This window comes from Paraclostridium bifermentans, assembly GCF_019916025.1.
In the GTDB taxonomy this organism is placed as follows: domain Bacteria; phylum Bacillota; class Clostridia; order Peptostreptococcales; family Peptostreptococcaceae; genus Paraclostridium; species Paraclostridium bifermentans.
Genome location: NZ_CP079737.1, coordinates 3,017,251 through 3,041,571, shown reverse-complemented (window position 1 = coordinate 3,041,571; position 24,321 = coordinate 3,017,251). Strand labels below are relative to the sequence as shown.

The window sequence follows — 24,321 nt, the reverse complement described above, 5'->3', positions numbered from 1 at the left end:
TTTGCAGAAAGAAGGTGTTAATGTGAAGATAGGATTAATATCTGATACGCATAGTATGATAAGAAAAGAAGTTTTAAATCACTTTGAAGGATGTGATTTAATTATACATGCAGGTGATGTTGGGAGTATGGAAGTTATAGAGGAACTAAGAAAAATTTCTGATGTTAAATTTATAAAAGGGAATTGTGATAAAAAAGCTGAATTTGAAAGTATTCGAGAAGATATTTTGATACAATTTGATAGTATCAAAATATATGTAGTACATGATATAAAGTCTATTGAGAAGAATTTAAATAAAATTGGCGTAGATATAGTTATATATGGACATTCTCATAAAAGTGAAAACTATATAAAAGATAATATATTATATATAAACCCAGGTTCAGCAGGACCTAAGAGATTCAAATTACCTACAACAATTGCGATACTTAACATAACAAAAGATAAAGATGCTGAAATAAATTTAATAGAATTATAAAGGAGTATGTTGAAAATGAACAAATACAATAAGTTTATAGATAAAATTATAAATAATTCACCAGATTTTTTAACTATCGAGGAAAATAATGAAACTTATTTATCACTTGATTATTTTGTAAATAATTTAAGTGATAAAGCCATGCCATGGTTATTTAAAGTTTATTTAGATAAGAATTTTAATATAATAGTTGAAGACAAAATAAGCAAATACGCAGAAGAAAAATATAGCAAATACAATTTAAAAATTAAAGATTTAAATGGTAATATATTTTTAAACTCAGATTTAATGATTATTATTTTGAATGAATTAAATGAAGCAAATCAATTAGAATACAATGATGATGAAAGAACGTTTTCACTAAAGTAGGTGTTATTTCACCAAATTATAGGATTTTAGTGTTATAATTATATCAAAGGGAAATTTTTAAGCATAAAAATTTATTATGGAGGGTTTTAAGATGTCTTTTAAATTAAGGGAATATAGAGAACCAGATTTTACACAAGATGTATTTGTCAATGCTCCTGATGCAAGCTATGGAGTTGTAGAAAAAGATGGTGTAGCACCAGAAAATTATCATGCAATGTCGATTTACCCAGAATATTTTAAAGTAAATGGGAAATGGGTGTTAGCTGAGGAAACTAGAATGGACTGCGTACCTATAATAACTAACGATGATAAAATAGATGTAGTAGAGTTTAGAAGACTTAAAGTTGGGGACAAAGTTATAGTAGGAAGAACAGAAAATGCAAAAGATGGAATCTACTTATATCCGAATGGATTCCAAACAGAAGAAGAAGCTCAGGGAGATGTTTTCGCATTTAGATCAGGAAGATCAAGAGAAACTTCTTACACTAAAGATTATGAAAATTTATATGAATTATTAAAATATGAAAAAGAACATGGATACATAGTATGGGTTCTAGGGCCTGCAGCTGTATTTGCTAAAGGAGCTAGAGATTCTATGGCATCATTAATAGATAATGGTTATGTTGATGCATTTTTAGGTGGAAATGCAGTTGCAACTCATGACTTAGAGGCAGGAGTATTTGGAACTGCACTAGGGCAACATGTATACACACAAGAATCTATACAAAATGGACACTATCACCATCTAGATTTATTAAATAAAGCTAGAGGAGCAGGATCTATAGAAAAATTAATAGAAAATGAAAATATACAAGATGGAATAATCCATGCTTGTGTTAAAAATAATGTACCTATAGTTCTTGGAGGATCTATAAGAGATGATGGACCATTACCAATAGTTTATGGGGACGTTTATCAAGCACAAGATGCTATGAGAAGTCATGTAAAAAAAGCTACAACAGTAATTTGTTTAGCTACTCAACTTCATACTATAGCTGTAGGAAACATGACTCCTTCTTATAGGGTTGTAGATGGAAAAGTAAGACCTGTTCATTTCTACACTATAGATATATCTGAATTTGCAGTTAATAAGTTAAGAGATAGAGGTAGCTTAGAAGTTATAACTATGGTTACAAATGTACAAGATTTATTAGAAAAATTAGCTAAAAACTTAGTTGACTAATACTTGAAAATAAGTAAATTTGCATTAAAAAAGCTATAAGAATTATATAATTCTTATAGCTTTTTATTTTTAATATAACTAATATTATATAGTATAAAGCGTATTTATTTGTATATGATTACAATATGTGATAAAAATAGAGCTATATGATTAAATTTATATAAATTGATATAATGCAAAAAAATGTATATTATATAAAGAAAAAGATAATATATTTATAGAATTTAAATTCATAGATATAGAAAGGATAATAATGTTTGGATATGTTAGAATAAATAAGATGGATTTAACATTTAGAGAGTTTGACACATATAAGGGATATTATTGTGGGTTGTGCAAGTATTTAAAGGAAAATCATGGAGAGATATCTAGACTGTCTCTAAATTATGATATAACTTTTTTAATTTTACTTTTAACTTCTGTTTATAGGCCTAAAGCTACTATAACTAAAGAAGTGTGTATAGCTAACCCTATAAATAAAAAAATGAGAATAGTTAATGAGATAACAGAATACGCTGCTAGCATGAATGTACTCTTAACTTATTATAAGTTAGAAGATAATTTAAATGATGATAAAGGAATAAAAGATATATTAGCTTATAATATATACAAAGGAAAGCTGAAAAAAGCTTACGATAAATATCCTGAAAAAGCAGATTATATAAAACAACAATTACAAAATCTAAAAGACTTAGAAGATGAAAGGAGTACCAACATAGATGCAGTTTCTAATACATTTGGAAATCTTATGGGGGAAATTTTTTCTTACAAGGACGATCAATATAGAGATGATTTAAGAAATATTGGATTTAATATAGGTAAATATATATATACATTAGACGCTTATGAAGATTTAGATAAAGACGTAAAAAAAGGAAGATATAATCCTTTTATTGAATACATAGATAAAAAAGAAGAACTAAAACAAAAGGTGGATAGACTTATATCTATAAGCTTAGGATATTTAGCACAGTCTATAGATAATCTACATATAAAAGCTAATATAAACATTATAGATAATATAATTTATTCAGGTGTTTATCTTAGATATAAAAATATTTTAAATAAAGGGTGTGAAGTTAATGTACAACAATCCTACTTATAATGAAAAGTTCAACTTGGCAAAAGAATTTATAAGCAATAAAGAATTTCAAAATGGATATGACATATTAATATCTATAGTTGATAAAAGTAGTGCTAGCTGGAATTATCTTATAGGTATAGCATCTTTAAATTTAGGTTATTACGATCAAGGAGAATCATACTTAAAAAAAGCTATAAGCATAGAACCTGAAAATAAAGTTTATGAAGATGCAATTACAAGATATAACAATAACTATGACAACTATAATAGGAGAGCTCATAATTACAATAGAAGAAGACATAATGGCTTAGATGGATGCTGTTGTTGTTGCTGTTGTGATGATTGTTGTTGCTGCGGAGACGATTTCTGTGAAGTTTGTACGAAGTTATGGTGCCTAGATAGTATATGCGAATGCTTTGGTGGTGACTTTATAGAGTGTTGTTAGGATATGGATATGAGTAAAAAAATAGCATATACTGGGATTTTGCTGTCTTTAAACATAATTTTATTAATTTTATCAAACATAATTCCCATTAATACTTTGTTTTTTATGGGGGCAGCTTCTTTTATAGTTTCTATAGTAATAATAGAGTATGGAGGAAAATATGGAGCAATATTTTCTATAGCATCGATTCTATTGAGTTTCTTTATTATACAAAATAAAGCACAGTGGATTTTTTATGTATTTACATTTGGAATTTATGGATTAGTAAAATGTTTGATAGAAAAAAATCAAAGAGTATATATAGAACTAGTTTTTAAAATAGCTTTTGCTAATCTAATTGCAGTGTTGCTATATATAATTCTCAAAGCGTTTATATTCATACCGATGAACTTATTTACTGTAATTGGATTTGAAATAGGTTTTATTGTATATGACTATGTATATACTCTATTTATTGAATACTATGATGTTAAGATTAAGAAAATAATTAAGTTTAAATAAAAATTCGCTTCGCTCATGTCGCTCAAATTATAGTATATTTATATAATTAAGTTTGAGGGTTTATTAACAGTTTTTTCGATAATCATGATTTGCTTAAGCGTAAAAAAACCCACTCTTTAGCAGATAAAGAGTGGGTTTTTAAAATTTCCTGGGAAATTTTAAATTAAATTAGATTAAAATGTCTTAACTGTATATCTTCTAAAGGTTTTCTACAAGATTTGCAACAAAATGTAGAATTTGCATCCTCAAAAATACCAGTTGATTTATTAAAGTTTGAATTTACTTCTTTTAAAATTCCTATTGTAGGTATGTGAGATCCACATGTACCACAGTTTTCCACTGTTGTTAAAGTTTCTAATTGTTTAGGTGTAATATCATTTATTTTGTTATTACAGTTAATGCAAGTTACGTAATCTAATTCTTCTGGATTTGATCTAATGATTTTTCTATCATATGCTGAATATGTGCAATTTGAAGAAATTAGAACTTTGTATCCCGTCTCATATATATTAGAATTACAATGAGGACAGTTATACGAAATAGTTAATTTTGAACTTTCATGTAAAGTATTAGGTTCATCGACTGAATCTACTATATCAGATACTTCCTCATCAGATAGATAAGCTAATACGTCTATTGAATTTTCAGAGCGAGCGATATCTATTAAATGGTTTTTAACACAATTAAATGACATGTTTTTAGATTTAGAATTTAAATTAAAATTATTTATCTCCACAGCAAATTTTATAATCGAAACATAATTATATTTAGCTGCGAAAAATAAAGACATTTCATCAAAGTCTTTATCTGTTGATTTTTCTAAAAAATCTAACCATAAATCAGGATTATCTAAGTATAGTGTTTTACTTAAATGTTCTATATCATCTTCTAATCTTTTCATAAAATCTCTATCATTTGTAAAAGTCATTAATACCTCCTAAAATTATATATCTAGAACATCGACAGATGCAGGTAGTTGGTAAACTAAATCTTTTCTCTCTATTATTATTTTAGATATATCCTTTATATTTTCATCATTACTTATTTGGTGAAGAAGTTCTTTAGTAGGGTTTATAGCAACAGGATTACCTACTCTTCTAAGCATATTAATATCTCCATTTGTATCTCCATATGCATATGATTTAGATAAATCAATATTATACTTTTCAACAAAGTCATTAATAGCTACATTTTTACTAGCTGAGTCCCACATAGGAATTACTTCTCCATTAAATTTACCGTCTTCAAAGACATAAGTACTACCTATGAAATCAGTAGCATTATATTTAGTTGCCATTTTAGAAACTAAGAAATCCGGACTTCCAGAAATGAATATTACAATGTGACCTTGGTCTAAATGCCATTTTATTTGAGAACGAGTATATTTATAAACTCTATCAGATTTTAACTTTATAACTTGATTACTAGTAAAGTGTATAGAACATAAGTCTAAACCTTTTAGAGATTCAACATATATATCACAAACCTCAAATAAATAATCATCATAGTTCCCCTGTCTCTTGTCCCAGTTAACAAATGTATCTCTAGCATTAGTTAACCATACCTTTTCATCTACGATTTCATAGCGTATTAGTTTCTTGAAGTGCTCAACCATTAGAGAATCTCTATACAGAGTCCCATCTATATCAAAGAAAGCTGCAGTTTTTTTCATATATATCACCTCAATTAATGCGATTTTTCTTTTATCTATTATATTATAAATTTAGCATATAGTTGTAAAAATATAAGAAATAATTTAAAATTAATTTTTAAATGGGTATATTGTTATTATATAAACTGAATATATCAATAGGGTTTATTATAGATTTGGATTGAAAATAAACAGGTTCAAGGAAGGATGTTTGATAAAATGGATTTCATTTTTGCAAAGGTTACGAATTCAAGACTTATGGGAAGTATGGGACTTATAATTGGATGGGAAGATAATGATGACATTGTGTATCAGTATTTTTTAATAGATGCAGAAGGGTTAGGAATAGCGGACTATGTAAGTTTAAGAAACGCTTCGTATGAAGAATTAAATAGAGAGCAAGAGCGATTAATGGGAGGACTAGGAGCTGACAGAATCCAACTTACAGAAGAAGAAGCTCTTAGTTTAGTCAATTACTATGGTAAAAAAACATATTATTGGGAAAAAGAATTACCTGGCAATATTGAGGAATATATAGACTTTATAGATAAATATGAATCGAAAGTTAATATATTTGATCTGTATCCAAAAATATGTAAAAAAGTTGATAATGATATAGAATTTATCAATTACATGACTATGAGATTTATTGCATGGGATAAAGATAGTTTAAAATACTTTTCTAATAATGAAAAAATTTCAGAAATGCATATAACAAATATTAATGGGGCTCTTTTAAAAAATAAAGTTACTAAAAAAGATGATGGTATGTATTTATGTGATGTTTTATATGAAGATAGTGACGGATATTACACTTGCAAGTTAGCTTTCCATATAACTTACAAAAACGATGAATACAAAATAGACTCTCTAATGTTTACTGATAAAGCAGATATTTATGATTTTGAAGTGTTTGACGAAATATCAAAGCCAGAATATATAGCGATTTATGATTTACAAGATAAAACAGAATTCTTAGATAAATTTTATAAATTAAATCCATTTGTATTAAAAAGTGAACTTGATTTAGGAATGTTATTTACAAGATTTAATTTTGATAATAATCATGTAAAAAAAGAAACTTATGTAATAAACAATGATTTAAGTGCATTATATTATCAAATGAACGATAAATTTTTTGTTGCTACATATAATGAAAAAGATAGACTGTATATAAATAAATTAATACAATGTAACTTTAAAAATTATGTAACATTAGAAGAAGAAATATTTTTTGAACAAAATGTTCTATATGATTTTGTTGAGTCGGAATCTGAAGATTTTTATGATTTTTTAGATTAATTTGGCAAAAATTGACAAGAAAGGTTATAAATCTTATAATTTGGGTATAAAGTGATTATTAAAAGTTATAGGAGGGGTTAAGATGAGTTTAGCAAAAAAAATAGAACAAAAAAGAAGAGCAAAAAAAGTAGCAGAAAGAAATAAAAAAATGAAAATAGCTACAGTAGGAGTAGCAGCAGGTGTTACAGCTGGAGCACTAGGTGGAATATTATTAGCACCTAAGTCAGGGAAAGAAACTAGATTAGATTTAAAAGATAAATCTCAAAAAGTTGCAACTACTGTAAATGAAAAATCTCAACAGGCAAAAATTAAAGTAAATGATAAATTAAACAATGGAAAAGCAAATTTCCAAGAATCTAAGAATAAAATTAAAGAGTACTTACAAAGTAAGAAAAATTTAAATGAAAATGAAGAGATAGAAAATGAAGATGTTATTAAGCTAGAACAAAGCGAAACACAAGGAGCTTAATATGTATATAGATATAAATGCAATATATTTTGTATTAGCTGTATTAGGATGTATAGCAATTTTATACTTGATATTTACATTAAAGAATTTAAATGAATTTATAAAGAATATAAAGAATTTAATTTCTTCTAATTCTCAAAACATAACTACTACAATTAATAGATTACCGGAAGTAGCAGATAATTTTACTGAGATAAGTGATAATTTAAAAGATGTTACAGAAGTTATAACAGATACAACTGCAGACTTTATAGTAGCGAAAGAAAGTGTAAAATCTAACGTTGAAATTGCGACAGATATATTAAAGATTGTAAAAGGTGTTGTTAGCAAATAGAATAAACATAAAAAAAGCCCTAGTAAACACTAGGGCTTTTTTCTTGTATTTATAATATTGGGGGAATATTATGAGGAATACATTAATAGTATTAGCTCAATCTTTAAACTTTATACATAAAATTTAAAAAAATTTCCCTTATTATAAATTTACATTTCCTCTTCATCGAATTCTTCTATGTTTATATTAGGCATGCCGGGCATACCAGGCATACAACCCATCATAGGCATCATCATAGGCATACCACCCATTTGTTGTTTTGAAGGGTCTGGATAGCCTCCTCCCATAGAATCCTGCATTAAGTTATCCATACTAGGATTCCCCATAGGATTCATATTTGGCATACAACCCATCATTTGCATCATCTGCATCATTTGCATGTACATTTGCATAAGCATATTAGGATCTATACCACCACTCATCATAGGATTCATCATATAAGGGTTCATATACATCATAGTATTATTTTGATAAGGATTTTGTAACTGATCAGCTTGATTATCAGTACTAGGTTGTTTTTTAGCATTTTGACAATTAGGTTGATTCATCATGTAAGGGTTCATATATATCATAGGATTAACATAAGGCATAGGATATATATATTTATTATCCATGTCAGAAAACATAGGGTTCATATAACCATCGAAATTCATAAGTTAATAACCTCCTAAATAAAAGACTTTCGAATCTTATTTCTGAAAACACTTTATTATATATATATAATAAAAAAACTATTATTATGTGCATTAAAAAATAAATTTATATAATTGTTGCAAAAAAATAATTGGAGTTCTATAATATTATATATGAACAATTATTCATACGTTTGTATATATAATATTGAGGAGGAAATATAAATGAAATATGACATAGAAGAAATTAAAGACTGTTCTTGTGAAGAGATACATGAAGAACTAATATGTAAAGCTAAGGATCATATGCCCCAAGAAGAAACTTTATATGATTTAGCAGAACTTTTTAAAGTATTTGGAGATACAACAAGAATAAAAATTTTATACGCTTTATTTTCAAGTGAAATGTGTGTATGTGATATAGCTGATTTATTAGGAATGACACACTCTGCAATATCACATCAATTAAGAGTTTTAAAACAAGCAAGATTAGTTAAATTTAGAAAAGAAGGTAAGGTAGTTTACTACTCTCTAGATGATAACCATATAAGTCAGATATTTAACTGTGGATTATCTCATATTCAAGAGACTTACAATAAATAAATCAATTAAAAAGGAAGGGGATATTATGAGTACAAGTGCTATCAAAAAAAGAGAAATAGTACTAGATGGTTTAAATTGTGCACATTGCGCAGAAGTTATAAATGAAAAGGTTAATAAATTACAAGAAGTAGATTCAGCAAATTTAAACTTTATAAACAAAGTACTAACAGTAAATATAGATTCTGACTTTAATCAAGAGGAAGTAATAAACCAAATAATAAAAATAATAGATGATACAGAGCCAGGTTTAAATATAAAGGTGAAAGAACAAAAGACTAAGGAAAAAAAGAAAGAGTTAATTCTAAATGGATTAAATTGTGCACATTGTGCAGAGGTAATCTGTGAAAAAGTGGATAAGTTAACTGATGTAGAAAGTGCTAATCTTAACTTTATCAACAAGGTTTTAACAGTTAATTTAGTAGCTACATCTAATTCAAAAGAAACTATGGATAAGGTAATAGATATTATAAATTCAACAGAGCCAGGATTAGACATTCAATACAAAGAGAAAAAAGCTACTGTAAGTAAAAAAGAAGAAAAACCAGTAGAAAATGATAAAAAAGATTTGATTAAACTTGTAATTGGAGTTTTAGTTTATATATTTGGAATATATGAAATTGCTACAGGAAGCGAGTCAAGTTTTAGTACAGTAGTTTTCATAGTTGCATATTTAATAGTTGGGTCAGATGTATTATTAAAAGCCATTAAAAATATAGGCAAAGGACAAATCTTTGATGAAAACTTTTTAATGTCAATAGCTACAGTAGGTGCATTAGCTATAGGAGAGTCAGCAGAAGCAGTAGGAGTTATGGTGTTTTATAAATTAGGAGAGTTCTTGCAAGCTAAAGCTGTTGGTAAATCTAGAAAGTCTATAGCTTCTCTTATGGAGATTAGACCAGATTATGCTAACCTAAAAATAGGTTCTGAAATAAAAGAGGTATCTCCTTACGATGTAGAAGTCGGAGATATAATAGTAGTTAAACCAGGTGAAAAAATACCTCTAGATGGTGTTATAGTTGACGGATTTAGTATGGTAGACACATCTGCATTAACTGGAGAATCTTTACTTAGAGAGGTTGGTAAGGGAGAAGATGTTTTATCTGGTTTTATAAATAAAAATGCAGTTTTAACTATATCTGTTCAAAAAGAGTTTGAAGAGTCTACGGTTTCTAAAATTTTAGACTTAGTAGAAAATGCAAGTGCTAAAAAATCTAAAACAGAAAACTTTATAACTAGATTCTCTAAATATTATACGCCGGTAGTTGTTATATCAGCTCTTTTAATTGCTATAGTTCCACCGGTTATTATACCCGGAGCATCATTTAATGATTGGTTCTATAGAGGGCTTATATTCTTAGTTGTTTCTTGTCCTTGTGCACTTGTTTTATCTATACCATTAAGTTTCTTCAGTGGAATTGGATACGCATCAAAACAAGGAATACTTATAAAAGGAAGCAGTTATTTAGAAGCTTTAAGAAATGTAGATACAGTTGTGTTTGATAAAACAGGAACTCTTACAAAAGGTGTATTTGATGTAACTTATATAAAACCTGTAGGTATAAGTGAATGTGAATTACTAAAATATGCAGCTATTGCAGAAATAAACTCAAATCATCCTATAGCTAAATCTATAGTTAAACATTATAAAGAAAAAGTAGATCTAGATAAGGTAAATAACTATGAAGAAATAGCGGCACATGGGATTAAAGTAGATTATGAAGGAGAGCATATATTAGCTGGAAATGAAAAATTAATGTTAAGTGAAAATATATTCTTTTCAAAAGCTAAGGAAGTAGGTACAGTTGTATATATAGCTGTTAATAAAAGATATAGAGGATATATAGTAATATCTGATACAGTTAAGGATGATTCTAAAGCTTGTATAGAAGGACTTAAAAATATAGGAATTAAAGAAACTGTTATGTTAACAGGGGATAATCTGGCAGTAGCTAATGATATATCTGAAAAATTAGGCTTAGACAAGGTTTATTCGAATTTACTACCAACAGACAAAGTTGATAAGTTAGAAGAATTATATGATGGAAGACAAGAAAATGAAAAAATTGCATTTGTTGGAGATGGTATAAATGATGCTCCTGTTCTTGCTAGAGCAGATGTAGGTATTGCAATGGGAGGATTAGGATCTGATGCAGCAATTGAAGCTGCAGATGTTGTTCTTATGACAGATGAACCTAGCAATATTGTTAAAGCCATCAAAATTGCTAAGAAGACTAATAAAATAGTATGGCAAAATATTGTATTTGCTTTAGGGGTCAAAGTAATAGTGTTAATATTAGGAGCAGGTGGAGTAGCAACTATGTGGGAAGCTATATTTGCAGATGTAGGTGTTGCTTTAATAGCTGTACTAAATGCAATGAGAGTTATGAAATAAATTTAGATAATAGTGAACAGGCATAAATTTATAAATTTATGCCTGTTGTTTTATTATCTTTAATATTTGGACAGGATAATAGATAGTTTAAAAGGACTGGAGGGGTTAGCGATGGGAAGTCGGGATAATAATGAAATGACAAATGAAATTATTGAAATTTTAAAGGCAAAGTTAGTTAAGGATTATGAAAAGGGATTTACAAAAAGAGATGCACATCCAAAAGGGCTAGGGATATTAAAAGGAACATTTATTGTAGATGATGATTTAAATAAAGATTTAGAAACAGAAGTTTTTCAATCTGGAAAAAAATATAATTGTTTTATAAGATTTTCTAGTGGTGGAAATAAGGTTAAAAGTGATAAGAGCAAAGATATTAGAGGCATGGCTATTAAATTAATTGGAGTAAGTGGTGATAAATTAATAGATGATGAAAAAATGACTCAGGATTTTGTGATGCTTACTATACCAACTATGCCTATAGGAACATTACCTCTATTCAGAGATTCTATATATTATATGGTTAAAAAAAAGAATCCAATTGCTTTAATGTATAGTTTATACAAATCAGATAAATTAAATATAATTAAAGATCTTATAGAAGGAAGATCAAACCAAACAAGTCCGCTAGATGTAAGTTATTTTAGTACAACTCCATATGCTTATAAAAATAAAATAGTTAAGTTTTGTGTGAAACCAAATTCGAAATATAAAAGCGAATTACCTAAAAGACTTACATACAACTATCTTTCAGAAAATATGCAAAAACATTTAATTGATAATGAAGCTAGTTTTGAATTTTATATCCAAATTCAAAACAACTCTAAATCGATGCCTATAAATGATTCATCTATTGAATGGGATGAAGAAGAGTCACCTCTTATTAAAATTGGTAAAATAATAATTCCAAGACAATGGTTTATAACAGATACTAGAAGTGAAATGGGAGAAAAATTATCTTTTTCGCCAGGGCATTGCAGTGTGGAACATAGACCCTTAGGAGATATAAACTTAGCTCGTGTAAAAATATACAGAGAACTTAGTGAATTTAGGCACAAAAGAAATTATAGAGAATGTATAGAACCAACGATAGAAGATTTTAAAAATTTAAAATAAAATTTAAAAAGCCCTGCTTACTAAAATGTAAGCAGGGCTTTTTACTTATATTACATATTTAAATACACAATAAAAATGAGTTAGGCTTCCTAACATAACGAATATATGGAAAATATCATGAAAACCTAAATATTTAAAATCAAGATATTTAGGTTTAACTCCATATATTATTCCACCTATAGTGTAGAAAACTCCACCAAGAGCTAAATAAAAAACTCCTTGAGGTGATATTGCTTTAGATAAAGGTCCTATTATAAAAATAGATATCCATCCCATTCCTATATATATAGAAGTAGATAGCCATCTAGGGCAATTAAACCAAAGCATTTTAAATAAAACACCAGCAACGGCTATTCCAGATACTACACCGAAAAAAGTGAATCCTTTAGATCCGTTTAAAGCAATTAAGCAAAATGGCGTATATGAACCTGCTATTAAAATGAAAATCATAGAGTGATCAAGCTTTCTTAAAAACTTAATCACTTTTTCAGATGAAACTACCAAATGGTATGTCGCAGATGCAGAGTATAAAAGCATCATACTTATACCGAATATTATAACCGCAGTTAGATTTACTATAGTAGGGCTAGTAATTGTTGTTTTTATAACTAATGCTAGTAATCCAACAAATGAAAGTATAGCTCCTGCTAAATGAGTAAAACCACTTACGGGTTCTCTAAGGTACGTACCCAACGCAATCCCTCCTTAATTAGAATGATACATTATTGTATTCATAATTATGTCCAATATATATCTGTTTAAAATATTTTAACATATTTATTCTGAATTTTATGTTAAATCTGCTGAATATTAAATAAAAAAATAAAAAAGTTTAAAAAAACTGTTGACGTTATTTCAAAATGGTGATAAAGTATTACTTGTCCTTAAGAAACGGACGAAACACAAAAGAGAAAATGAACTTTGAAAATTAAACAGTAGGTTAATTATAAAAATTCTTTTTAAAAGAATTAAACACAAACAACCAAGCCAGATATTCAGATAATGATTAGCTGAGCGATGGACAACTTTTTAAATTATATTTGAGAGTTTGATCCTGGCTCAGGATGAACGCTGGCGGCGTGCCTAACACATGCAAGTCGAGCGATCTCTTCGGAGAGAGCGGCGGACGGGTGAGTAACGCGTGGGTAACCTGCCCTGTACACACGGATAACATACCGAAAGGTATACTAATACGGGATAATATATGAAAGTCGCATGGCTTTTATATCAAAGCTCCGGCGGTACAGGATGGACCCGCGTCTGATTAGCTAGTTGGTAAGGTAATGGCTTACCAAGGCAACGATCAGTAGCCGACCTGAGAGGGTGATCGGCCACACTGGAACTGAGACACGGTCCAGACTCCTACGGGAGGCAGCAGTGGGGAATATTGCACAATGGGCGAAAGCCTGATGCAGCAACGCCGCGTGAGCGATGAAGGCCTTCGGGTCGTAAAGCTCTGTCCTCAAGGAAGATAATGACGGTACTTGAGGAGGAAGCCCCGGCTAACTACGTGCCAGCAGCCGCGGTAATACGTAGGGGGCTAGCGTTATCCGGAATTACTGGGCGTAAAGGGTGCGTAGGTGGTTTTTTAAGTCAGAAGTGAAAGGCTACGGCTCAACCGTAGTAAGCTTTTGAAACTAGAGAACTTGAGTGCAGGAGAGGAGAGTAGAATTCCTAGTGTAGCGGTGAAATGCGTAGATATTAGGAGGAATACCAGTAGCGAAGGCGGCTCTCTGGACTGTAACTGACACTGAGGCACGAAAGCGTGGGGAGCAAACAGGATTAGATACCCTGGTAGTCCACGCCGTAAACGATGAGTACTAGGTGTCGGGGGTTACCCCCCTCGGTGCCGCAGCTAACGCATTAAGTACTCCGCCTGGGAAGTACGCTCGCAAGAGTGAAACTCAAAGGAATTGACGGGGACCCGCACAAGTAGCGGAGCATGTGGTTTAATTCGAAGCAACGCGAAGAACCTTACCTAAGCTTGACATCCCACTGACCTCTCCCTAATCGGAGATTTCCCTTCGGGGACAGTGGTGACAGGTGGTGCATGGTTGTCGTCAGCTCGTGTCGTGAGATGTTGGGTTAAGTCCCGCAACGAGCGCAACCCTTGCCTTTAGTTGCCAGCATTAAGTTGGGCACTCTAGAGGGACTGCCGAGGATAACTCGGAGGAAGGTGGGGATGACGTCAAATCATCATGCCCCTTATGCTTAGGGCTACACACGTGCTACAATGGGTGGTACAGAGGGTTGCCAAGCCGCGAGGTGGAGCTAATCCCTTAAAGCCATTCTCAGTTCGGATTGTAGGCTGAAACTCGCCTACATGAAGCTGGAGTTACTAGTAATCGCAGATCAGAATGCTGCGGTGAATGCGTTCCCGGGTCTTGTACACACCGCCCGTCACACCATGGAAGTTGGGGGCGCCCGAAGCCGGTTAGCTAACCTTTTAGGAAGCGGCCGTCGAAGGTGAAACCAATGACTGGGGTGAAGTCGTAACAAGGTAGCCGTATCGGAAGGTGCGGCTGGATCACCTCCTTTCTAAGGAGTAATTGCCTACTGTTTAATTTTGAGAGCTTATTGTTCTCAAAATTAGTACTTTGAAAACTGCATAACATTTAGTGATGATTAAATAAACCAATATAAGAGAAGAAAACTCTTTAAAAAATAACACTTTTAATAACTGGTCAAGTTATTAAGGGCGCAGGGCGGATGCCTTGGCACTAAGAGCCGATGAAGGACGCGATAAGCTGCGATAAGCTTCGGGGAGTTGCACGTAAACTTTGATCCGAAGATTTCCGAATGAGGAAACTCACTTAGAGTAATGTCTAAGTATCATTAAGTGAATACATAGCTTAGTGAGGGGAACCCGGGGAACTGAAACATCTAAGTACCCGGAGGAAAAGAAAGAAATTCGATTCCGTAAGTAGCGGCGAGCGAACGCGGAATAGCCCAAACCAGTGAAGTTTTCTTCGCTGGGGTTGCGGACACATCATCAACAAAGAGGTATCGTAAACGAAGAGAGTTGGAAAGCTCCGCTATAAAGTGTAATAGCCACGTAGTTGAAACGAGAAGACTTTAGATGTGATCCAGAGTACCACGGGACACGTGAAACCCTGTGGGAAGCAGGAGGGACCATCCTCCAAGGCTAAATACTACTTAGTGACCGATAGCGCATAGTACCGTGAGGGAAAGGTGAAAAGAACCCCGGGAGGGGAGTGAAATAGAACCTGAAACCCTGCGCTTACAAGCTGTGGAAGCACTTTATATGTGTGACCGCGTACTTTTTGTAGAACGGGCCAACGAGTTACGATAGTAAGCTAGGTTAAGTACTTAAGGTATGGAGCCGTAGTGAAAGCGAGTCTTAAATGGGCGTTAAGTTTGCTGTCGTAGACCCGAAACCGAGCGACCTATCCATGAGCAGGATGAAGCGAAAGTAAAATTTCGTGGAGGTCCGAACCCACGAGCGTTGAAAAGCTCGGGGATGACTTGTGGATAGCGGTGAAATTCCAATCGAGCTCGGAGATAGCTGGTTCTCCCCGAAATAGCTTTAGGGCTAGCCTCAAGGTTGAGAAATACGGAGGTAGAGCACTGAATATCCTAGGGGGCATTGCGCTTACCGAAGATTATCAAACTCCGAATGCCGTTATTTTATACTTGGGAGTCAGACTGTGGGTAATAAGATTCATAGTCGAGAGGGCAACAGCCCAGATCGTCAGCTAAGGTCCCTAAATGTAAGTTAAGTGGTAAAGGATGTGGGATTGCATAGACAACCAGGATGTTGGCTTAGAAGCAGCCACTCATTTAAAGAGTGCGTAATAGCTCACTGGTCGAGTGATCCTGCGCCGAAGATTACCGGGGCTAAAACTTACTACCGAAGCTACGATATCATTTATGATAGGTAGGGGAGCTTCCTATGCAGGCTGAAGCATGACCGTAAGGACGTGTGGACAGTATAGGAGTGAGAATGTTGGCATGAGTAGCGAGACGTGGGTGAGAATCCCACGGGCCGTAAACCCAAGGTTTCCAGGGGAAGGTTCGTCCGCCCTGGGTTAGTCGGGACCTAAGCCGAGGCCGAAAGGCGTAGGTGATGGACAACAGGTTGAGATTCCTGTACCACCGATAATCGTTTGAGAGATGGAATGACACAGTAGGATAAGCTAACCACACTGTTGGTTATGTGTGGCTAAGTACTGAGGCAGTCAAGGCAGGCAAATCCGCCATGATAATGCTGGGGTACGATGGGGAGCGAAATTAAGTAGCGAAGTAGCTGATTTCACACTGTCGAGAAAAGTTTCTATCGAGATTAAAGGTGCCCGTACCGCAAACCGACACAGGTGGGTGAGGAGAGTATCCTAAGGCCAGCGAGAGAACTGTTGTTAAGGAACTCGGCAAAATGACCCCGTAACTTAGGGAGAAGGGGTGCCACGTTAGGGTTAACGCCCGAGGTGGCCGCAGAGAATAGGCCCAAGCGACTGTTTACCAAAAACACAGGTTTCTGCTAAGTCGCAAGACGATGTATAGGAGCTGACGCCTGCCCGGTGCTGGAAGGTTAAGGGGATCTGTTAGGATTTATCCGAAGCAGTGAACTTAAGCCCCAGTAAACGGCGGCCGTAACTATAACGGTCCTAAGGTAGCGAAATTCCTTGTCGGGTAAGTTCCGACCCGCACGAAAGGCGTAACGATTTGGGCACTGTCTCAACAACAGACTCGGTGAAATTGTAATCCCGGTGAAGATGCCGGGTACCTGCGACAGGACGGAAAGACCCCATGGAGCTTTACTGTAGCTTGACATTGAATTTTGGTGCTACATGTACAGGATAGGTGGGAGGCTATGAAATCGGGACGCCAGTCTCGGTGGAGCTATCCTTGGGATACCACCCTTGTAGTACTGAGATTCTAACCAGATACCTTGAATCAGGTATTGGGACACTGTCAGGTGGGCAGTTTGACTGGGGCGGTCGCCTCCCAAAGAGTAACGGAGGCGCTCAAAGGTTCTCTCAGCACGGTCGGAAATCGTGCGTAGAGTGTAAAGGCAGAAGAGAGCTTGATTGCAAGACATACAGGTCGAGCAAGGACGAAAGTCGGACTTAGTGATCCGGTGGTTCCGCATGGAAGGGCCATCGCTCAACGGATAAAAGCTACCCTGGGGATAACAGGCTTATCTCCCCCAAGAGTCCACATCGACGGGGAGGTTTGGCACCTCGATGTCGGCTCATCACATCCTGGGGCTGTAGTAGGTCCCAAGGGTTGGGCTGTTCGCCCATTAAAGTGGTACGCGAGCTGGGTTCAGAACGTCGTGAGACAGTTCGGTCCCTATCCGTCGCAGGCGTAGGAAATTTGAGGAGACCTGTCCTTAGTACGAGAGGACCGGGATGGACGTACCTCTGGTGTACCAGTTGTTCTGCCAAGGGCATGGCTGGGTAGCTATGTACGGAATGGATAAGCGCTGAAAGCATCTAAGCGCGAAGCCAACTTCAAGATAAGATTTCCCACCGTAAGGGTAAGATCCCAGGAAGACTACCTGGTTGATAGGTCGGAGGTGTAAGTGCAGCAATGTATGTAGCTTACCGATACTAATAGATCGAGGACTTGACCAAGATTATTTAATCTTATAAATGTTATTCAGTTTTCAAAGCATTAAAACTTAGTTGCTAGTGTGGCTCAACGGTAGAGCAGCTGACTTGTAATCAGCAGGTTGTAGGTTCGATTCCTATCACTAGCTCCATAAAGATTATGTGGTTATTATAGCAAAGAGGATACACCTGTTCCCATTCCGAACACAGAAGTTAAGCTCTTTAGCGCCGATGGTACTTGGTGGGAAGCTGCCTGGGAGAGTAGGATGTAGCCACGTAATTTTTTTTATTTTACGTGGATTTGTAGTGGTTAGTATTAAGTTACATTTGAAGTCATAAAGCTGAAAAGATGCTTTAAAATGACTTCTGCATTGTAACTTAATACTAACCACTTTTTGTTGTGCAAAAATAAATAAAGATTACGCTTGTACGGTAGGAGATAAATATAAGAGAAGATGATTTAAAATGATTTCTGCATTGTAACTTAATACTAACCACCTTTTTCGTACATCAAAATAAAAAAGAACTGTGTTTGTACGATATGGATAAATAAAAGATTAAATAATTGTAAAAATTTACCATTAAAGTATATTGTGTTAATATATTTATATAGCGAAATAAGGGGAAAAAAAGAAATATTATATTTGACGGATTAAATATAAATTTAGCATATATGGAGGGTTTATGATTAAGATTGTTATTTGTGAAGATAATTTTTCATGTAGAGAAAAATTAAAAGAAAATTTAGAAATTATATTGAATAAATTAACTAATCAATTTGAAATAATAGTATTTAATTGTGGGGAGGATTTAATAAATAATTACCCTGAAGATGCATATGAAAAAGTTAATAAGTATGGAAGTCGCAAAAAAAATTAGAGAAAAAGACAAAAGTTGTGAAATCATATTTATAACAGGGGTAATAGATTATCTACAAGACGGATATGAATTTAGAGTATATAGATATTTATTAAAGCCAATTAAATTTGTAGATTTAAAAAAGCATACTATTTCGTCTATAAAGGAAGTTTTTGAAAGTTAATTATTACAATTTAATTTAATATTTTTTATAGGGAGAGAAAAAATGTTATTTGAGCTAAAGCTAGCCTTAATGTATTTACGAAAAAATAGAAAAGAGTCAATTACTATAATAGCTTCTATAGTAGTTGCAATCACATTAATACTGGGAGTAGACATAATAGGAGATAGTATGTCTATCAATCAAATAAACCAGGCTAAAGAAATTGCAGGATATTATGATGGAACATTTATAAGTAATAATAAAGAAAATATAGAAAAATTAAAAAAGGTAGATGAAGTTTATAATTTATCTACAGTTAAAAATTTAGGTGAATTTATTTTACAAGATGGATTAAAAAGTAAACTATATTCATTTGATAAAAATTATTTAAAGGATTTAAACTATGACCTTATTTCAGGAAGATATCCTAAAAATGAACATGAAATTATTATAGATTCAAAGTTATTAGGTAAATATGATAAGGAAAATATTTTAAATAAAAGTATTTCAGGAGTAAATAAAATTAATTATAAATTAGATGAAACTAATGAAATTTATAGTAAAAAAGATAATTATAAGGTTGTTGGGGTTATAAGTAAAGTTGAAGACTATTATAACCTTGAAGATATAGAACTAGATAGCTTTGTTGGAGATAGTAAAAATATAATACCAGATAAATTTATAACTTATAGTACGATTTATAATGTTAAAGGGATTAATGAACATAATATAGATCAGAAATTTAATGAAATAAGAAAAAAATACGATCCATCATCTGACTATACAACAGATATTAGAAAAGATGGACAATCAGACGTATCTAGTAATCAATACTTGGATGCGGCACTTAGATTATATGGAGCTTTCCAACAGGAGAATCAAAAAGAGGTAAAAATCCTTGTAGCAATAACTGCATCTCTTACAATTTTTAATTATTTTAATATAATTCTTAGTAAAATGATGAATCAAATTGGAGACTTAAGAACAGTGGGCATGTCTAATAAAAAGGTTATTAGATTTTATTTATTTCAAATGAGTATATTATTTATTATAGGTGGATTTATAGGGTTTATCTCTTCTATTATTTTTGCAAGATATGCTATGAGTATATTTGTAGGATCCAACTTATTTAATATAAGTGATTTTAGCAAAGTTAAGTTAAATATTTCACATCTTATAGTAGGTAAAGCTTTTTTAATAACTATAGGTGCATTATTAATAGCAATATGTTTACCTATATTAAAATCATTAAAAAAATACCCAATGGATCTTATAAATAAAAGTGACAAGGTTAAGTATAAAGCAAAAAAGAATAAGAAAATTCTAAAAACACTTCTAAAAAACAATTTATTAAGAAGCAAATTTAAGTCAATAATTTCAATTGTCATAATTGCATTTAGTGGATTTGTGTTTATATCATGTACATCTACGAATATGAAAAACTATTTTAATAAAACACAGAAATATTCAGTAGGACTTAAAGATGAATATAGTTACATGATAAAGCCTTATGAAAATGTTGATGAGAGCATAGATAAGATAAGTATGGAAGAGACGTCAAATATAAAGAAGATTAAAGGAGTAAAAGATTTTAATTTATTAAGTCATACATGTGGATATGTAACAATATCAAAAGATAATTTAAATAAATCTTATATTAAAATGGAGGGGATAAAAGATAATAAAAAAGAAAATTTAGAAGTAATGGCTTTGATAAGTGGAGTTGATGATTATAATAAATTAAATAAATATGTAAAAGAAGGAAATATACAAAAAATTAATGAACAAAATAATAAATTTATAGATGTTGCAATATGCAATAAATTTAGCAACATATATAACGGTAAGATGGAAGATGCTATTAAAAATTTAAAAATAGGAGATATATTTGAGTTTAAAGTGCTAAACAAAAAAGATAATAAAGAATTTGGTTACAAAACATATAAATGTAGAGTTAATGCTATACTAGATCAATCATTCCAATATAATAACGGAATGCAAAATTATGCTGTAAATATGGGTATATACATGAATTTAGAATCATTCAAGAATATAACAAATGACACTTATATACAGGAAGTAAACTTTAATATAGATGGGGAGGGTAATAAACAAGCAGATAAATTAGTAGATAATATAAATAAAAAGTATAATTCCTTGAATATTATTACTCCAAATAACAAATATAAAAGTTCAACTGACTCAAATAGTTACTTAAAGTCTAGGTTGATGATAGGGTCTATACTATTGATAGCTGCATTATTTAATATATATACAACAGTTAGTATAAATATTAATAACAATATAAGAGAGTTTTCTATATTAAGGGCTATAGGGCTTAAAAAGAAATATTTAAAAAAGTTAGTTATATATGAAGCTTTAGTTTATAGCCTTATAGGTAGTGTATTAGCGGGGGTTGCAGTTTCAATAGATGAGCTTATATTTTTCACCAAAAGTAAACAAATACATGCAAAATTAGGACATAATTTGAACATGAGTGATATATACATACCTCCAAAAGAGGTTCTTATATTTATGTCAATAACAATTTTATTTGCTTTTTTAATAGGGTATTTCAAGTCAAAGTTAATAGACAATATAGATATAAGTGAGGGTATAAATAAATACTAAAATAATTTATATTTTTAATAAGTCTGTATATAGACAAACTATAATAAAATAAGGAATTGATAATATATGAAAAAAAGTATAAAAACAAAAGATTTAAAAAAGATATATGGAAAAGGAGATAGCGGGGTAAACGCTGTTGATGGTATTACTTTAGAAATAGAAAGTGGTAAGTTTACTGCTATTGTTGGAGAAAGCGGAAGTGGTAAAAGTACCTTGCTTCATTGTATGGCAGGATTGGACAAACCTACATCAGGAAATGTATATTTAGGAGATCAGGATATATATACATTAAATGATGATAAATTATCTAAAATTAGGGTACAAGAATACGGATTTGTTTTCCAAAGTTTTAACCTAATACCAGTTATTAATGTATATGAAAATATAATTTTACCAATATCTCTTGACTCAAAACCAGTAGATAAAAAGTATATTGATAGTACTATCGAAAGATTAGGATTAAAAGATCAAATAAAAAAATTTCCAAATGAGCTATCGGGGGGACAACAACAAAGGGTTGCAATAGCAAGAGCTTTATCAAATCAACCATCTATAATATTTGCAGATGAACCCACTGGAAATTTAGATAGTAAAACTAGTGACGAAGTTATGGATATATTAAAGAGCTGTGTTAAACAATTTAATCAGACTTTAGTTATGATAACTCATGATGAAAAAATAGCAAAAATGGCAGATATAATGATTACTATAAGTGATGGTAAACTAATAGAAATAAGGCAAGGTTAAAAGGAAATATGAGTATAGGGGAACTTATTGTATTTCAATAATATACAGGAATTTTAATTGGTACGTGTATAAGTTGAAGCAACATCAGCACTAGATAATATATCTCAAAAGTTTATATTAGAAAATATAAGTGAATTATTAAAAAATAAAACTGTTATAGTTATAGCACATAGATTATTTGCAATAATGAATCCTGACAAAATCTATGTCTTAAATAAAGGGCAGGTTGTTGAGTCAGGATCACATGAAGAACTTTTAAGTAAAAAAGGTGTATATTATAATATATTCCAACGAACTCTATCTAATTAATCATTTTTATGGTATTATTATATATACTCAAATAGATAAGTAAATAATTACAATGGAAAAAATTAAAGGATTTATGTACACTAATGTAGAATTAGTTGTATGTGGGGAGATTTTTTATATATAATATCAATAAAACAAAATTAAATAACTTAAATATATATAGGTTCTTACATTTAAGATTAATAGGGAAAGAGGTGTAATCCCTCTACAGTCCCCGCTACTGTGATGCAGACGAACTCTATTTACCACTGTTAAAATTACGGGAAGGTTAGAGCAAGGAAGAAGCTAAGTCAGGAGACCTGCCTAGTATATTATATAACTAGGTTCTCGGGGTGAAGAATTTAAATCTTAAAATATTTTTATGACATATTTAAAGACTTAACTCTTGAGTTAAGTCTTTTTTTATTGTAATTTAAGGAGGTAGTCATGAAAACTTTAGAACAGACGATAAATAACATAAAGCCATTAAGTGAATTACATATGAATGCAGCGAAAGATAGATTAGATAAATTAATTAAACCTGTGGGGAGCTTAGGAAAATTAGAAGATATATGTATACAAATAGCAGGAATAACTGAAAAAAAATATTTTGATACAGATAAAAAAATAGTGATTGCTTTTGCAGGAGATCATGGAGTATATGAAGAAGGTGTAGCACCAGACCCTCAGAAAATAACTAGACTTCAATTTCCGAACTTTACTAAAGGGGTATGTGGAGTAGGAGCTATATCTAAATTTGTAAATTCTGATGTTATTGCAATTGACTTAGGAATAAATACAGATGAAAAATTAGATGGAGTTATAGATTATAAGATTAGAAAAGGAACTTCTAATATGGCAAAAGGGCCAGCTATGACTAGGGAAGAAGCCATTAGATGTTTAGAAATAGGTATAAAAGTAGCAAATGAGAGTATAGAAAAAGGATATAACCTTATAGGAATAGGAGAAATGGGAATTTGTAATACTACTCCAAGTAGCGCTATAGTTTCTGTTATAGCTGATTGTGATCCTATAGATGTTACAGGAATAGGAGCAGGACTTAAAAAAGATAGAGTAGCTCATAAAGCTAACACGATAAGAAAAGCAATTGAATTAAATAAGCCAGATAAATTAGATGGAGTTGATATATTATCTAAAGTTGGAGGTTTTGAAATAGGTGGAATGGCAGGCGTGATTTTAGCTTGTGCTGCTAATAGAACTCCAATAGTTATTGATGGATTTATATCATATGCAGCAGCTTTAATAGCATACACTATAAATCCTATGGTTAAAGAGTATATGATAGCATCACATACATCAGCAGAAGCAGGGGCAGCTAAGGCCTTAGAAATATTAAAGTTAAATCCTATGCTTAATATGGATATGAGATTAGGTGAAGGAAGTGGTTCAGCATTAGCCTTCAATATTATAGAAGCTGCAAATTACGCATATAAAAATATGGCAACAACTGATGAAGTAGATATAGGAAAATAAGAAGGTGAAAT

Annotated in this window: 21 protein-coding genes, 1 tRNA gene, 3 rRNA genes and 1 riboswitch; of the genes, 21 read left to right on the top strand and 4 right to left on the bottom strand. The window is 31.7% G+C overall.

Annotated features, from left to right (window positions below; genetic code table 11):
- Position 1 precedes the first annotated feature (1 nt).
- The 6 genes from KXZ80_RS14685 (at position 2) to KXZ80_RS14660 (ending at position 4,060) form a co-directional block, all read left to right on the top strand.
- Positions 2–478 carry a metallophosphoesterase family protein gene (locus tag KXZ80_RS14685; RefSeq protein ID WP_021431638.1) on the top strand — a complete coding sequence of 159 codons (477 nt, stop codon included), beginning with the start codon at positions 2–4 and terminating at the stop codon, positions 476–478.
- Between the two features lie 15 nt (positions 479–493).
- Positions 494–847, top strand: coding sequence for a hypothetical protein (locus tag KXZ80_RS14680; RefSeq protein WP_021431639.1), 354 nt, complete (start codon positions 494–496; stop codon positions 845–847).
- A gap of 91 nt (positions 848–938) precedes the next feature.
- Positions 939–2,030: a putative NPN-dependent ornithine cyclodeaminase gene (locus KXZ80_RS14675; protein ID WP_021431640.1), complete on the top strand. Its 1,092-nt coding sequence runs from the start codon at positions 939–941 to the stop codon at positions 2,028–2,030.
- Between the two features lie 253 nt (positions 2,031–2,283).
- Positions 2,284–3,135, top strand: coding sequence for a DUF5685 family protein (locus KXZ80_RS14670; protein WP_021431641.1), 852 nt, complete (start codon positions 2,284–2,286; stop codon positions 3,133–3,135).
- Positions 3,113–3,559 carry a C2 domain-containing protein gene (locus tag KXZ80_RS14665; protein WP_021431642.1) on the top strand — a complete coding sequence of 149 codons (447 nt, stop codon included), beginning with the start codon at positions 3,113–3,115 and terminating at the stop codon, positions 3,557–3,559. The genes KXZ80_RS14670 and KXZ80_RS14665 overlap by 23 nt, the downstream gene beginning before the upstream one ends.
- A gap of 9 nt (positions 3,560–3,568) precedes the next feature.
- A complete protein-coding gene (locus tag KXZ80_RS14660) occupies positions 3,569–4,060 on the top strand; it encodes a hypothetical protein (RefSeq protein WP_021431643.1) in 492 nt (163 codons plus the stop codon).
- Between the two features lie 163 nt (positions 4,061–4,223).
- On the opposite strand, the gene KXZ80_RS14655 is transcribed toward KXZ80_RS14660, so the two are convergent.
- Together KXZ80_RS14655 and KXZ80_RS14650 are read right to left on the bottom strand one after the other, a co-directional pair.
- Positions 4,224–4,988, bottom strand: a complete 765-nt coding sequence (locus KXZ80_RS14655) for a hypothetical protein (protein WP_021431644.1) — start codon at positions 4,986–4,988, stop codon at positions 4,224–4,226.
- A 15-nt stretch (positions 4,989–5,003) separates the two neighbouring features.
- Positions 5,004–5,732 carry an HAD family hydrolase gene (locus tag KXZ80_RS14650; RefSeq protein WP_021428285.1) on the bottom strand — a complete coding sequence of 243 codons (729 nt, stop codon included), beginning with the start codon at positions 5,730–5,732 and terminating at the stop codon, positions 5,004–5,006.
- 198 nt (positions 5,733–5,930) lie between these two features.
- Between KXZ80_RS14650 and KXZ80_RS14645 the strand changes: the two genes are divergently transcribed.
- From KXZ80_RS14645 to KXZ80_RS14635, 3 genes are all read left to right on the top strand, one after another.
- Positions 5,931–7,013 (top strand): hypothetical protein, encoded by a 1,083-nt coding sequence (locus KXZ80_RS14645; protein WP_021431645.1) that lies wholly within the window; start codon positions 5,931–5,933, stop codon positions 7,011–7,013.
- Positions 7,014–7,095: 82 nt separating this feature from the next.
- Positions 7,096–7,482 (top strand): YtxH domain-containing protein, encoded by a 387-nt coding sequence (locus KXZ80_RS14640; protein ID WP_021431646.1) that lies wholly within the window; start codon positions 7,096–7,098, stop codon positions 7,480–7,482.
- A 1-nt stretch (position 7,483) separates the two neighbouring features.
- Positions 7,484–7,816 (top strand): ANIS5 family metal-binding protein, encoded by a 333-nt coding sequence (locus KXZ80_RS14635; RefSeq protein ID WP_021431647.1) that lies wholly within the window; start codon positions 7,484–7,486, stop codon positions 7,814–7,816.
- Positions 7,817–7,965: 149 nt separating this feature from the next.
- On the opposite strand, the gene KXZ80_RS14630 is transcribed toward KXZ80_RS14635, so the two are convergent.
- A complete protein-coding gene (locus KXZ80_RS14630; RefSeq protein ID WP_021431648.1) occupies positions 7,966–8,469 on the bottom strand; it encodes a hypothetical protein in 504 nt (167 codons plus the stop codon).
- Positions 8,470–8,673: 204 nt separating this feature from the next.
- On the opposite strand from KXZ80_RS14630, the gene KXZ80_RS14625 reads away from it, so the two are divergent.
- The 3 genes from KXZ80_RS14625 to KXZ80_RS14615 all read left to right on the top strand — a co-directional run bounded on the left by KXZ80_RS14625 (position 8,674) and on the right by KXZ80_RS14615 (position 12,556).
- The gene (locus tag KXZ80_RS14625) at positions 8,674–9,051 is read left to right on the top strand and encodes an ArsR/SmtB family transcription factor (RefSeq protein WP_021428286.1); all 378 of its coding nucleotides are present in this window, start codon (positions 8,674–8,676) and stop codon (positions 9,049–9,051) included.
- 25 nt (positions 9,052–9,076) lie between these two features.
- The gene (locus KXZ80_RS14620) at positions 9,077–11,443 is read left to right on the top strand and encodes a heavy metal translocating P-type ATPase (RefSeq protein WP_021431649.1); all 2,367 of its coding nucleotides are present in this window, start codon (positions 9,077–9,079) and stop codon (positions 11,441–11,443) included.
- A gap of 111 nt (positions 11,444–11,554) precedes the next feature.
- Positions 11,555–12,556, top strand: a complete 1,002-nt coding sequence (locus KXZ80_RS14615) for a catalase (RefSeq protein WP_038284720.1) — start codon at positions 11,555–11,557, stop codon at positions 12,554–12,556.
- A 45-nt stretch (positions 12,557–12,601) separates the two neighbouring features.
- Here the strand turns inward: KXZ80_RS14615 and trhA are convergent, their stop codons facing one another.
- Positions 12,602–13,249 (bottom strand): PAQR family membrane homeostasis protein TrhA, encoded by a 648-nt coding sequence (trhA, locus tag KXZ80_RS14610; RefSeq protein ID WP_038284723.1) that lies wholly within the window; start codon positions 13,247–13,249, stop codon positions 12,602–12,604.
- A 343-nt stretch (positions 13,250–13,592) separates the two neighbouring features.
- Between trhA and KXZ80_RS14605 the strand changes: the two genes are divergently transcribed.
- The 9 genes from KXZ80_RS14605 (at position 13,593) to cobT (ending at position 24,310) form a co-directional block, all read left to right on the top strand.
- A 16S ribosomal RNA gene (locus KXZ80_RS14605) occupies positions 13,593–15,094 on the top strand.
- Positions 15,095–15,238: 144 nt separating this feature from the next.
- A 23S ribosomal RNA gene (locus tag KXZ80_RS14600) occupies positions 15,239–18,153 on the top strand.
- Between the two features lie 53 nt (positions 18,154–18,206).
- Positions 18,207–18,281, top strand: a tRNA-Thr gene (locus tag KXZ80_RS14595).
- Between the two features lie 9 nt (positions 18,282–18,290).
- Positions 18,291–18,407: ribosomal RNA gene (rrf, locus tag KXZ80_RS14590) — 5S ribosomal RNA — on the top strand.
- Together the 16S, 23S and 5S rRNA genes with 1 tRNA gene alongside form the textbook arrangement of a ribosomal RNA operon.
- Positions 18,408–18,813: 406 nt before the next feature.
- Complete coding sequence (locus tag KXZ80_RS14585; protein ID WP_021431519.1) at positions 18,814–19,008, top strand: response regulator; 195 nt, start codon at positions 18,814–18,816, stop codon at positions 19,006–19,008.
- Entirely contained in the window at positions 18,968–19,171 is a 204-nt protein-coding gene (locus tag KXZ80_RS14580; protein WP_021431520.1) for a response regulator, read from the top strand. The genes KXZ80_RS14585 and KXZ80_RS14580 overlap by 41 nt, the downstream gene beginning before the upstream one ends.
- 42 nt (positions 19,172–19,213) lie before the next feature.
- On the top strand, positions 19,214–21,781 hold the full coding sequence (locus tag KXZ80_RS14575) for an FtsX-like permease family protein (protein ID WP_021431521.1): 2,568 nt from the start codon (positions 19,214–19,216) through the stop codon (positions 21,779–21,781).
- A gap of 66 nt (positions 21,782–21,847) precedes the next feature.
- The gene (locus KXZ80_RS14570; RefSeq protein ID WP_021431522.1) at positions 21,848–22,528 is read left to right on the top strand and encodes an ABC transporter ATP-binding protein; all 681 of its coding nucleotides are present in this window, start codon (positions 21,848–21,850) and stop codon (positions 22,526–22,528) included.
- Between the two features lie 453 nt (positions 22,529–22,981).
- A riboswitch (cobalamin riboswitch) is annotated at positions 22,982–23,157 on the top strand.
- Between the two features lie 106 nt (positions 23,158–23,263).
- On the top strand, positions 23,264–24,310 hold the full coding sequence (gene cobT / locus KXZ80_RS14565) for a nicotinate-nucleotide--dimethylbenzimidazole phosphoribosyltransferase (RefSeq protein ID WP_021428142.1): 1,047 nt from the start codon (positions 23,264–23,266) through the stop codon (positions 24,308–24,310).
- Positions 24,311–24,321 lie beyond the last annotated feature (11 nt).